Source organism: Methanothermobacter sp. CaT2 (assembly GCF_000828575.1).
In the GTDB taxonomy this organism is placed as follows: Archaea; Methanobacteriota; Methanobacteria; order Methanobacteriales; family Methanothermobacteraceae; genus Methanothermobacter.
Window position 1 is genome coordinate 116,505 of sequence record NZ_AP011952.1, and the last position, 12,913, is coordinate 129,417.

12 protein-coding genes are annotated in these 12,913 nt (G+C 49.4%); 11 read left to right on the forward strand and 1 reads right to left on the reverse strand.

The window, feature by feature from the left end:
* The first annotated feature begins 15 nt into the window (after positions 1-15).
* Complete coding sequence (gene argB / locus MTCT_RS00755; RefSeq protein ID WP_048175028.1) at positions 16-897, forward strand: acetylglutamate kinase; 882 nt, start codon at positions 16-18, stop codon at positions 895-897.
* Between the two features lie 8 nt (positions 898-905).
* On the opposite strand, the gene MTCT_RS00760 is transcribed toward argB, so the two are convergent.
* Positions 906-1,895 (reverse strand): 3-isopropylmalate dehydrogenase, encoded by a 990-nt coding sequence (locus MTCT_RS00760; protein ID WP_048175031.1) that lies wholly within the window; start codon positions 1,893-1,895, stop codon positions 906-908.
* Positions 1,896-1,999: 104 nt separating this feature from the next.
* Here MTCT_RS00760 and MTCT_RS00765 point away from each other — a divergent pair, with 104 nt between their 5' ends.
* From MTCT_RS00765 to MTCT_RS00810, 10 genes are all read left to right on the forward strand, one after another.
* Complete coding sequence (locus tag MTCT_RS00765) at positions 2,000-2,878, forward strand: lipopolysaccharide assembly protein LapB (RefSeq protein ID WP_231855308.1); 879 nt, start codon at positions 2,000-2,002, stop codon at positions 2,876-2,878.
* 216 nt (positions 2,879-3,094) lie between these two features.
* Complete coding sequence (locus MTCT_RS00770; protein ID WP_013295458.1) at positions 3,095-3,661, forward strand: HEAT repeat domain-containing protein; 567 nt, start codon at positions 3,095-3,097, stop codon at positions 3,659-3,661.
* A 3-nt stretch (positions 3,662-3,664) separates the two neighbouring features.
* Positions 3,665-4,642, forward strand: coding sequence for a malate dehydrogenase (locus MTCT_RS00775; RefSeq protein ID WP_048175039.1), 978 nt, complete (start codon positions 3,665-3,667; stop codon positions 4,640-4,642).
* Positions 4,643-5,021: 379 nt separating this feature from the next.
* Positions 5,022-5,600 (forward strand): pyridoxal 5'-phosphate synthase glutaminase subunit PdxT, encoded by a 579-nt coding sequence (gene pdxT / locus MTCT_RS00780; protein ID WP_048175042.1) that lies wholly within the window; start codon positions 5,022-5,024, stop codon positions 5,598-5,600.
* The gene (locus tag MTCT_RS00785) at positions 5,588-6,505 is read left to right on the forward strand and encodes a glutamine amidotransferase family protein (protein ID WP_048175046.1); all 918 of its coding nucleotides are present in this window, start codon (positions 5,588-5,590) and stop codon (positions 6,503-6,505) included. The genes pdxT and MTCT_RS00785 overlap by 13 nt, the downstream gene beginning before the upstream one ends.
* Positions 6,506-6,514: 9 nt before the next feature.
* Positions 6,515-7,204, forward strand: coding sequence for a GXGXG domain-containing protein (locus MTCT_RS00790; RefSeq protein WP_048175049.1), 690 nt, complete (start codon positions 6,515-6,517; stop codon positions 7,202-7,204).
* Positions 7,204-8,259 carry a Coenzyme F420 hydrogenase/dehydrogenase, beta subunit C-terminal domain gene (locus MTCT_RS00795; protein ID WP_052457266.1) on the forward strand — a complete coding sequence of 352 codons (1,056 nt, stop codon included), beginning with the start codon at positions 7,204-7,206 and terminating at the stop codon, positions 8,257-8,259. The genes MTCT_RS00790 and MTCT_RS00795 overlap by 1 nt, the downstream gene beginning before the upstream one ends.
* Before the next feature lie 12 nt (positions 8,260-8,271).
* Positions 8,272-9,771, forward strand: a complete 1,500-nt coding sequence (locus MTCT_RS00800) for a glutamate synthase-related protein (RefSeq protein ID WP_048175055.1) — start codon at positions 8,272-8,274, stop codon at positions 9,769-9,771.
* Between the two features lie 122 nt (positions 9,772-9,893).
* On the forward strand, positions 9,894-11,270 hold the full coding sequence (locus MTCT_RS00805; RefSeq protein WP_048175057.1) for an MFS transporter: 1,377 nt from the start codon (positions 9,894-9,896) through the stop codon (positions 11,268-11,270).
* Between the two features lie 112 nt (positions 11,271-11,382).
* Positions 11,383-12,747 (forward strand): MFS transporter, encoded by a 1,365-nt coding sequence (locus MTCT_RS00810; RefSeq protein WP_048175060.1) that lies wholly within the window; start codon positions 11,383-11,385, stop codon positions 12,745-12,747.
* Positions 12,748-12,913: the final 166 nt, after the last annotated feature.

The following is a 12,913-nucleotide window of genomic DNA, read 5'->3' on the forward strand; positions in this document are numbered from 1 at the left end:
GTGAAGGGTGTTTGAATGAAGACCGTTAACATTCTGGTGGAGGCACTCCCCTACATCAAGAAGTTTCACAGGAAAAAGATAATGATAAAGTATGGCGGCCACGCCATGATAGATGAGGCTGCAATGGACTCAACCGCACGGGATACTGTGTTGTTGAAGTATGTGGGCATGGAGCCGGTGGTTGTCCATGGAGGCGGCCCTGAGATTTCAAGGGCAATGAACAAGATGGGCAAGGAGCCAAGGTTCATAGAGGGCCTCAGGGTTACAGATGAGGAGACCATGGAGATAGTCAAGATGGTCCTTGTGGGTAAGATAAACACGAGCATTGTCTCAAAGATATGCTACCATGGTGGAAGGGCCATAGGACTGTCAGGTAAGGACAGCAACCTTCTCCTTGCAAAAAAGAGGGCGCCACATGTTGTTAAGGATAGTGAAACAGGTGAGAGAAGGGAGATAGACCTTGGACTTGTGGGTGAAATTGAATCAGTGGACCCAAGCATAATCAACATGCTCACAGATAACAACTACATCCCTGTGATATCACCCATCGGTGTTGACAGGAACGCCAACACACTCAACCTCAATGCAGATACGGTTGCAGGTGAGGTTGCAGCGGGTATAGGGGCAGAGAAGCTTATAGTCTTAACAGATGTGCCTGGAATACTCGAGGACCCCTCAGATCCCGACACCCTCATAAGGAAGGTGAGTGTTGATGAACTCAGCGACCTTGTAAAGAGCGGTATAGTGGAGGGGGGGATGCTCCCCAAGACACTCACATGCATACAGGCCATAAATGATGGTGTCTCATCGGCCCATATAATAGATGGAAGGGTTGAGCACTCACTTCTACTTGAAATATTTACAAAGAAGGGTATTGGGACTATGATAACCAAGTAACCCTTGGATTATCCATCCAATTCCCCTCTTATGGCCTTGGCCATCTCCATGGTACTGGCACTCCCCCCAAGGTCAGGTGTCATTACCCCCTTAAGCAGTGTCCTTTCCAGTGCTTCCTGTATTTTGTGTGCTTCCTGTGTTTTGTTGAGGTGTTTTAGCATGAGTGCTGTTGTGAGTATCATGGCTGTGGGGTTTGCTATGTTTTTTCCGGCTATCTGGGGTGCTGATCCGTGGACTGGTTCGAATATTGCGTTTTTTTCTCCTATGTTTGCTGATGGTGCCAGTCCAAGTCCTCCGATGAGTCCTGCTGCTTCGTCTGAGAGTATGTCCCCGAATAGGTTTGTTGTGACCAGGACCTGGAATTCCTGGGGCTGTGTTATGAGGTACATGGCTGTGGCGTCCACGTAGTAGTCCTCTGGCTCCATCTCAGGGTACTCTGATGCCACCCGGTAGAATTCCTCCCTGAACACCCCATCGGTTTTTTTAAGGACATTGGCCTTGTGCACCGCGGTCACACGACTCCACCCCTCCCTCTTAGCATACTCAAAGGCAAATCGACTTATCCTCCTGGACGCAGGGCGTGTTATGACCCTCCTTGCAACCGCCCCATCAGAGGTGAACTCCTCATCACCCACATAGAGGTCCTCAGTGTTCTCCCTCACTATGACAAAGTCAAGGTCCGGGTAAAGGCACGGAACACCCGGAAGGGACTTAACAGGCCTCAAATTCGCAAAAAGATCAAGCTCACGCCTCAATGTAATAATGGCACTCTTCTGGCCGGGCACGGTTGTAACTGCACCAAAGAGTGTTGCATCAGACCTTCTGACGAGTTTCACTGTTTCCTCTGGTATGGTTTCACCGCACCTCATGAAGCACTCATTACCTGCCTCTGCATACACAAATTCCATTTCAAGGTCCAGTCCCCCAAGAACGTGGAGAGCGGCCTCCATAACCTCCTTACCGATACCATCACCGGGTATAACTGTTATCCTGTACATCTGAACACCTTAAGTTTAATTCCATGAATGCAGATTCCATGTGAGATGGTATAATATTTAAGGATCCTATGATAAAAGTATACCCAAGTGGGGGGAATTTTTTCATGCTCAACGTTCTCAGTATCTTTGATTCCCTGAGGGATGATAGAAGCGCACTCAGACACTACAAGAAGAAGCTTCACGAGTACCAGGAACATGAGGCTGAGGTTCTCATAGATATAGGGGTCATCTACCTTGACAGGGGGGAAATAGAGAGGGCAGTGGGAAGCTTTGAGGAGGCCCTTGAAACCTACAGAAAACTCAAATTCCCTGAGGGCGTCGCATATGCCTCTGAACTCCTCGGGGACTCCCTGATGGCTCAGCGGGAATTTGACAGGGCCATGAAATGCTACTCAGAGGCACTCTCAATATACTCGGAGATCAACAGCAAGGTTGCAGATGAACTGAGGGATAAGATATATGAGGCGAGTAAGATAAGGGAGGCGGTGAGTTCAGATGATACTGAACCTGAACCCGTCCAGCACGATTCACAGTCCACAGACATTCAATCTGAGGCCCAGAAAATCTTCAGACTTGCAGATGACCTCATGGGTATCATTGACGCCTTTGAATCATACGGGAAGTGCTGGGAGGACCGTGACATAGACACCCTCGATTCCAATCTGGAGTCTGCCACAATTATACGTGACCGCCCAACGGAGGCCCTTCTCAATCTTCTGATAGGTCGCTACAGAATGGAGGAGGGTGAGCTCTATGATGCCCTGAAGTTCATTAAAAGGTCCAACAGGATATTCAGGGAGAGTGGAGATTCTGCAGGGCTTGCGGTATCCCTCGTGATCCTTGGAGTTCTCTTATTCCTTATTGATGAGCGTGAAAATCTCTACGATGTATTTAAGGAGGCCCTTGAGATGTTCAGGGCACTTGGACTTGAAGATGCTGAGAAGGTTACAATGAAGATCATAAATACCCTCACCAGGACCTGAACCTCATTTCTTCCTTACCAAATCATAAATACCCTCACCAGGACTTGAACCTCATTTCTTCCTTACTTTACCTGCACTCATGACCTTTTTAGCCGTATTTTTTTGTTTGATCACTGTAAGATACAATTCATGAAAATCCATGGGCTTCAGCCCACCAGTTTTCCAGGATAAGTATTATGTATCCATGCGAACATAACGAATATAACAGGTGATAACATGCAGAGGAGAGAAAACGTTGCGAGGCTCATTGAGCAGTTAAGGGAAGACGATGAACTCATGAGGGTTCAGGTTATTGAACTCCTCAGTGAGATAGGTGAACCAGCGGTTGAACAGCTCATTGAGGCCCTCGACGATGATAACAAGTTTGTGAGGAGGGGGGCCGCGGCGGCACTTGGTAAGATTGGGGATCCCCGGTCCATAGAACCCCTCATAGAGGCCCTGGCCGATGAGAATAAATGGGTTCGAAGGGACGCATCAACTGCCCTTGCAAAGATGGGTGAAGAGGCAGTGGAGCCCCTCCTTGAGAGCCTCTCAAGTGACGACTGGAAGATAAGGGGTGCTGCCGCATGGGTCATAGGGAACTTCAGGGATGAGAGGGCTGTTGAACCACTCATTGAACTCCTGGAGGATGACAGTGGCTTTGTGAGAAGTGGTGCTGCAAGGTCACTTGAGCAGATAGGTGGTGAACGGGTGAGAGAAGCGATGGAGAAACTGGCAGAGACCGGGACAGGATTTGCAAGAAAGGTCGCCCTCAGCTACCTTGAAACTCACCAGGAGGAGTGATTTTTGAAGGTAAGTATAATTGGGTCAACAGGGCGTGTTGGAAGGGCAACGGCACTGTGCCTTGCAGAGGAGGAGGCTGTGAAGACACTGCACCTCATATCAAGGAGAGAGAGCCTTGAGCAGAACATTGGAGAGGTCCTTGATATGAGCGATGCCCTTGCAGCCAAGGGGGTTTCGGTTAAACTGGAGAACTCTGCTGACATAGAAAATGTCCATGGCTCAAGGATAGTTGTTATAACAGCAGGTGTTCCCAGAACCGCTGATATGGACAGGGATGACCTTGCATTCCAGAATGGGGTTATCGTTGCCGAGTATGCAAGACAGATTGCCAGGTTCGCCCCGGATTCAATTATACTTGTTGTGACCAATCCTGTTGATGTGATGACCTACGTTGCACTCAAGTATTCGGGTTTTCATCCCAGCAGGGTATTTGGCCTTGGAAACCACCTCGACTCCCTCAGGCTCAAGAATTACATGGCAAGGCATTTCAATGTCCATGTTAGCGAGGTTCACACCAGAGTTATCGGGCAGCACGGCCCCTACATGGTCCCCCTTATCAGCTCGACATCAATAGGGGGTATACCCATTGAGCACTATGCAAGGAGGGACTACTTCTCTGGTTACCGGAGGTTCGACCTCAAGAAGACCATAGAGAAGGTTATCAATGCAGGTAGCAACATCATAAGCAGGAAGGGGGCCACCGAGTATGGTCCGGCCTTCGCCATCTCCAACATAGTTACAACGATACTGAATGATGAGCGGAGGATACTCACGGTTTCAACCCTCATGGAGGGCGAGATTGATGGTATCAGGGACGTGTGCCTGGGTGTGCCGGTGAAGCTTGGTAAGAATGGTATAGAGGGTGTTGTGCCAGTCCTAATGGACAGGGATGAGAGGGAAGCCTTCAGGGAGGCTGCAAACCATGTCAGAAACTCCACAATGAAGGTTATGGAGTTTCTGGATGAGGAATTCCCACTTTAGTCTCGCTGGTTTTTTTGCTTGATCACGGGCTTTCAGGGTGAAGGTTCTTTCATCCACCCATTTCATTTCACGGGGCCCCATTGTGCGCTGGTTATCTTTCAGGTCAGTACCCATAAGGCTGGACCTGCACTGGCAGCAGGGTCCAATGGCGCCGATTATCCTTCAGGTCAGTACCAATGATTTTATGGAACCCTTTTAGAGGCACTATGGAAATATTTATATAACTGTTCAATTATAAGTTAATTCAAGACCTGGTTTCTGAACATTGTACACTGAGATTCTGCCGGGTCAGGGTTCAGAGATAACCGGCAACACTTTTCCGGTATATTTATATGGTCATGTGCCAAAAACCTAATCAAAAAAACTGAAAGGAGACACCATGATAAGGATAGGCATTCTTGATCTTCAGGGCGATGTTTCCGAGCACCTCGAGATGACCCGGAGGGCAGTTGAGAGGATGGATCTGGATGCAGAGGTAGTGAAGGTGAGAACAGCGGAGGACGCATCAGCTGTAGATGCAATAATAATCTCCGGCGGTGAGAGCACCGTCATCGGTAAACTCATGGAGGAGACAGGGATAAAGGATGTTATCCTCACCGAGAACAAAGCGGTCATGGGGACCTGTGCCGGGATGGTTCTTCTTGCAAGGGAAACAGACTATGAACAGCCCCTCCTGGGACTCATAGACATGAAGGTTAAGAGAAACGCCTTTGGAAGGCAGAAGGATTCCTTTGAGGAGGACATAGAGATACTTGGAAGAAAATTCCATGGAATATTCATAAGGGCGCCAGCTGCCGTCGAAGTGGGTGAGGGGGCCGAGGTACTATCCAGAATCGATGAAGGGATCATCGCAGTGAAGGAGGGCTGCAACCTTGCACTTGCCTTCCACCCTGAACTGGGAGAGGACACCGGACTTCACGAATACTTTATAAAGGAGGTATTGAATTGTGTGGAATAGCAGGAGTGGTCTACAAGGATGGTAAACTTCACAACGTCGGGGCAGACATGACTAGGATGCTCCATGCGCTGCAGCACAGGGGCCCCGACTCAGCGGGTTTCTCAATCTATGGAGGTCTTGGTCTTGAGGAGAACGAGTACCTCCTTAACATTGAGGTTAAAGAAAAGAAGGGGCTTCTTGAGAGGGTCAAGGAAACCGTTGAAACGGTAAGCCCCATAAGGAAGGATGAGGTCATCCCATCAGTTGAGGACTACATAATATACCGCTGCAGGATCACCCTTGAATCATTCTCACAGCTTAAACCACTCATAATGGAGATAGACAGGATAGAGGATGTCATAGTACTCAATGGAAGCCACTCCTTTGAAATGATAAAGGATGTGGGATCTGTACTTGAAATAGCAGACCGCTACGACACCTGGTCAAAGAAGGGCACACATGCCATAGGCCACACAAGGTTCTCAACAGAGAGCATAGTTGACAGGTACCATGCACACCCCTTCCAGAGCTACATCATCCCTGACATAACCGTGGTACACAACGGCCAGATAACCAACTACTGGAAGATAAGGGAACCCCTTGAGAGAAAGGGACACATATTCGAGACAAACAACGACACAGAATGCATAGTCCACTACGTTGCAGATAAACTGGCATCAGGCTACAGCCTTGAGGAGGCACTTGAACAGTCAGTGAAGGACATGGACGGACCTTTCTCATACATAGTCGGAACACCCACCGGCGTGGGAATAGCAAAGGACCAGCTCGGCCTCAGGCCAGGGGTGATGGCAGAGAACGATGAGGTATTCGCGGTTGCATCAGAGGAGGTCTCCCTGAGGGAGGTCATGGATACAACCGAGGTTGAACAGATATCCCCCGGCGAGGTCAGGGTATACGAGATATAGGGTGATATGATGAGGGAAGCAGTAGTTGATGCAGAATCAAAAACCCCCAGGGAGGTTAACAGGGCCATAAAGAGCCTGGCAAAGGACCACGACAGGATAGTGGTTAAAAACCCCAACGCCATGCACTACATCGGCGCGGGACTCACAGAGGACGTGGAGCTCATAATAGATGGTTCAGCCGGATACTTCGCCGCGACAATGATACACGGCCCAAGGGTTAAGATAAATGGTAACGCAGGATGGTTCCCTGCAGACAACATGACAGAAGGTGAGGTCATAATAGAGGGATCCGCTGGAGACGGAGTCGGACAGGGAATCTACGGCGGAACGGTCGTTGTAAGGAAGGGCGCAGGGTCAAGGACAGGAGAGATAATGAAGAACGGAACCATCATCATAGGTGGAAACTCAGGTTTCATGACAGGCCTATTCATGATGGGCGGCCGCATAATAGTCCTGGGGGACCTTGCAGAGGACGCCGGGGAGTCCATCATAAGGGGAACGATATACGTTGGTGGAGAAATAAAAAGCCTTGGAAAGAACGCAAAGGTTGAGGACATAACCCCTGAGGAGGAAGAGGAACTCAGAGGTATCCTCTCAGAATACGGATTTGAACTTGAGGATGAGGAATACCATTCCTTCAGAAAGATTGTCCCAAGAAGCAAAAGGCCATTCTATGGCGAAGAATCGGAGGAAGGATAATGAGCAGATATGCAATGGTCGGAACACCCTGCCAGATAACAGCAGCCACACTGATGAAGGAATATAACGGGGAATCCCCCGTTGAACTCAGAATCGGACTCTTCTGCATGGAGAACTTCTCCTACACCTACCTTAAGGAACTTGCAGAGGAGGAGGGTGTTGACCTCAGGGATGTTTCAGAGTGCCGGATAGAGAAGGGCAGGCTCTGGTTCCACATCAACGATGGAAGCACAGTATCCATACCACTTGAAAGGGCCAGATCCGCAATGAGAAAGAACTGCTCTGTGTGCATGGACTTCACATCAGAACAGTCAGACGTTTCAGTGGGATCTGTGGGTTCACCCCAGGGATGGTCAACACTCATAATAAGGACAGAGAGGGGCCGAGAGCTGGTTGATGGGGCCGCAAAGGCAGGATACATTGAGACAGCGCCCATAACAGGGAAGGGCCTCAAACTTCTTGAAAAACTTGCATCAGGTAAAAAGGAGGAGAACCTTGAGGAGATACAGAGAAGGGAATCAGTTGCAAGGCCCGTCCTATACTGGCGGGTGATGCCCGGGGACCTCTACCTTGAGGAAATTAAGGACTACCAGTTCGATGACCTTAAGTCTGACGTCATCGATGTTGGCGCATGTGTGCTCTGCGGGGCCTGCGAGGCGTCATGCCCGGAGGGTATCGTGAGGATAGAAGACAGAAAACCCGACATTAAGGGCGAATGTCCCGAGGGCTGCAACGCATGCTACGTGGCATGCCCAAGGACCTACGTACCCGACAGCATAATAAGTCACGAGTCCGCGGCCGAACCCCTGGGGGAGTACACTGAGATACTCTCTGCAAGGGCCCCAATGTTCAGGGGCCAGGATGGTGGTGTTGTAACCGCACTCCTGATCTATGCCCTCAGGGAGGGAATCGTTGACGGGGCACTGGTGGTTGACAGGGACCCTGCAATGCCATGGAAACCCGTACCTGTACTGGCAGATGATCCGGAGGATGTTGTGAGGGCTGCAGGTACCAAGTACTCAGTATGCCCGATATTGAAGGTATTAAAGGAGTAAGAGGGGTTAAAGATGCCTTTTAAGGTTGAGAGAAAGGAAGATGTATGTAAGAGGAACTTTGACCGTCCCGGCTGCTGCTGGTACATGTGTGATAACCGGGACGAGTCACTCTGTGCAAACTGCTACTCATGCTATAACAACTGTCCACACGATGTTTACGAGATAATAAACGGGGAACCGGTACCCCTGAGGCATGAAAACTGTGTGGGGTGCCGTATCTGTGAGGAGATGTGCCCCAACAATGCAATAGAGGTCAACGCCGTACCCGAGGACCGGAGGAATGTATGGTCATTTACTGACCTGCTTGAGATACAGAGGAAATCCAGGGAGGGTTCCTACAAGGTCAGGGGCTGCGGTGCAGTGAGGAGGATACCCACCTTTGACGACCTTGTGATAATACCGGCCCAGGTCTCAAGACCGCCCATAGACAAGTACAGGGAGCCCTGCAATACCCGGGTGGTCCTGGGTGACAGGTTCGCCGAGAACCCCCTTGAACTTGACACACCCATCATGATAGCCGCCATGTCCTTTGGAGCCCTCAGCAAGGAGGCCAAGATAGCCCTTGCAATGGGTGCAACCCTCGCAGGCACAGCCACAAACACAGGTGAGGGGGGAATGCTCCCTGAGGAGCGTAAATACGCCTCAAAACTCATTGCACAGTATGCATCAGGACGCTTCGGTGTCTCTGCAGAGTACCTCAACAATTCAGAGGCCATCGAGATCAAGATAGGTCAGGGTGCCAAGTCAGGTATGGGTGGACATCTGCTTGCAGAGAAGGTAACAGCGGAGGTTTCAAGGATAAGGATGATACCTGAGGGTACCGATGCACTGAGCCCGGCAAGGCACATGGATATAGTCGGGCCAGAGGACCTCAGCATGAAGATATCCCAGCTCCGTGAGATAACCGACTGGAAGGTCCCGATAATGGTCAAGTTCACATCTGGCCGTGTTGCCGATGATGTGAAGATAGCTGCAAAGGCAGGGGCCGATATAGTCGTGGTTGATGGTATGCAGGGAGGTACAGGTGCAGGGCCTGACGTTGTAACCGAGCACTCAGGTATACCCACAATAGCAGCCATAGTGGAGGCCGATGAGGCCCTCAAGGAAGTCAACCTCCGTGATGAGGTGAGCCTTGTTGCAGCAGGTGGTATAAGGAGCGGGGCTGACGTTGCAAAGGCCATCGCACTTGGCGCGGATGCAGTCTACATCGGTACAGCGGCACTTGTCTCAATTGGCTGCCGTGTCTGCCAGATGTGCTACACAGGCACCTGCAGGAAGGGTATTGCAACCCAGGACCCACGCCTCAGGAAGCGCCTTGACTATGTTGAGGCAGGTAAAAATGTTGCAAGGTACATAGAGGCCATGACAGAGGAGGTGTGCATGCTCACACAGCAGGCGGGTAACACTGACGTGAGCAAACTTGAGAAGGATGACCTCAGGGCGCTCACCGTGGAGGCCTCGGCACTTACGGGAGTTAAGATGGCTGGAATGGAGGCACCGGCCCGGTTTTAGCCGCCAGAACATTTAACTTCCCTGATTTTCATTTTTTAAATTTTTCCATTTTTTCTTTTATGAAACCTATTTAAACCTGGCAACCCATAGAGTAATAACAGATTTTTTCTGGAGGGAATAACTTGAATGAGTACACCAACAGGTCACTCAGGGTCTATGTTCTCATAGCCGCAACACTATCATCCTTTTTAACGCCATTCATGGGGTCATCCATCAACGTTGCACTCCCTGTGATAGCACTTCACTTCGGGATAGACGCAATACTGCAGACATGGATTCCAACGGCATTTCTCCTTGCAGCGGCAATCTTTGCCGTACCATTTGGGAGGATTTCTGAGATATACGGCATGAAGAGGATTTTTATCTATGGAAACCTGATATTCACTGTCTCATCGGTCCTATCAGCATTCTCACCATCTGCCCCTGCCCTCATAGTATTCAGGGCTATCCAGGGTGTGGGATCAGCCATGATATTCGTCACAGGCCTTGCAATGCTCACCCGCGTATTTCCTCCAATGGAGAGGGGTAAGGCCATAGGTATAAACACAGCCGCAGTTTACATTGGCCTTTCGATGGGCCCGGTTCTCGGGGGTTTTCTCACACATTTCCTGGGCTGGCAGAGCATATTCCTTGTCACGGTCCCGGTAACACTCATTGTTCTTGCTGTGTGCCTCCTTAAGGTTGAGGGGGAATGGGCTGATGCCTCAGGGGAAAGTTTCGATGTTCCCGGTTCAATCTCCTACTGTATTTTCCTGTTTCTTTTAATGTATGGATTCTCCGCCCTTCCTGAGGTTGCAGGGGCGCTTATGATAGTTCTGAGTATCCTGGCGTTCGGGATATTCCTTAAAATTGAACTATCATCAGATAGCCCTGTTTTCAATGTGAGGCTCTTCAAAAATCTCAGATTCAGTTTCTCAAGTCTTGCAGCCCTGATAAACTACAGCGCAACCTTTGCAGTTTCCCTGCTTCTGAGTTACCACCTTCAGTACATTAAGGGACTGGACCCTGGCTCCAGCGGACTCATACTCGTCACGCAGCCCATCGTCATGGCCTTCGTGGCCCCCCTGGCAGGAAGGGCCTCTGACAGGTTCAACCCCCAGATACTTGCAGGTATAGGGATGGCAATAAATGCAGCCGCGCTCCTGAGCCTCAGCATCCTTGATAGGGGCACGCCCCTATTTATGATAGTGACATCCCTTCTTGTCCTTGGCCTTGGTTTCGGGTTTTTCTCATCCCCCAACACCAATGCAATCATGGGTTCCGTTGAGAGGAGGGACTACGGTATTGCATCTGCCACAGTGAGCTCCATGCGCCTCATCGGCCAGGCCTTCAGCATAGGTATAGTGACACTCATCTTTGCATTCCTGATAGGGAGGGTTCCAATATCCCCTGCAAATTATGACCTCCTCATAGAGAGCACAAGGATATGCTTCCTTGTATTCGGGGTCCTATGTTTCATAGGGGTTTTTGCTGCAACAGCCCACAGGAATGACGGCTGATGAGCAGACCCCTAAACTTTTCACAAAAAGTGATTTAATCTACACTTTTTTCATTTTTTTAGAAAATTATTTAAACTATTTTTTATTTAATTTTTATTGAGGGGGGAAATTTTTGAAAGATGATCATCTGAAGGTTTATGTGCTATGCGCAGTGACCCTCTCATCATTCCTTGCACCATTCATGGGTTCATCAATCAATGTGGCCCTCCCCCTTATGGGCGAGAGCCTTAATATGGGACCCTCCCAGCAGACATGGGTTATAATGGCATTTCTTTTAACTGCAAACGTCTTTCTACTGCCATTTGGAAGGTTATCTGAAATATACGGGATAAAGAGGCTCTTCATTTCAGGTAATATCATATTCATCACAGCATCGGTCCTCTGTGCACTGGCACCTGATGCAGCTTCAATCATCCTTTTCAGGGCATTTCAGGGAATCGGGGCCTCCATGGTACTGGTAACAAGGCTTTCCCTAATATCAATGGTGTTTCCGGCATCTGAGCGTGGCAGGGCCATAGGTGTGAATACCGCGGCAATAGATATGGGACTGTTTGCCGGTCCCATCCTGGGAGGTTTTCTGGCAGAGATCATGGGATGGGAGTCCATATTCTTATTCACGGTTCCAGTGGGAATCCTTGTTATACTCATCTCGCTATCCAGAATTGATGACGAGTGGATGGCTGGTGGAAGCAAAAAGTTTGATCTGGAGGGGTCACTCACCTACTGCACATCACTTTTTCTCTTCATTCAGGGATTCTCAACACTTGCAAGTATAAGGGGGCTTCTGCTCCTTGTTCTAAGTTTCCTGGCGTTTTCTCTCTTCATCAAGACAGAAACGCAGGCAAGGAACCCCCTCTTTAATGTTGAGTTATTTAAAAACAGAAGATTTTCCTTTTCATCCCTTGAAGCCCTCGTGGTATTCACATCAACATTTGCGGTTTCCCTGCTTCTCAGCTACCACCTCCAGTACGTCAGGGGACTCAGCCCATCTGCCAGTGGACTTATACTTATAGTTCAACCCCTCATGATGGCCCTGATCGCCCCCCTTGCAGGGAGGATGGCCGATATGGTGAAGCCCCATATTCTGACATCAGCGGGTATGGTGCTGATCTTCATGGCACTCATGGGATTTGCAGCACTGGGCCCTGATACACCTGAAACAGCAGTAATAATGGGACTCATGCTACTTGGAACCGGTATGGGACTTTTCTCATCCCCAAATACAACAAAGATTATGTGTTCAGTTAAGAGGGATCATGCCGGGGTGGCATCTGCCACCGTGACCTCCATGCGCCTCATCGGCCAGGCCTTCAGTATGGGTACGGTGACACTCATCTTCGCATTCCTTATGGGGAGTGTTTCAGTATCCCCTGCAAATTATGACCTCCTCATGGAAAGCACAAGGATATGCTTCCTTTTATTTGGTATTATCTGTTTCATAGGTCTTGCTACAGCAATCCACAGAAACACTTATTAAATGATCTTATATTGTTTGAGAGTTAAAGGGATGATCTGGGGGTAGCCGCATCAACCGTGAGTTCGATGAGGCTTATAGGCAGATTCTGAAGGGTTACCACCATCTTTTTGATTTTTATGGGGGAGTCACATATTTTACCCTCAAGGATAAATATATTGATTAGGGA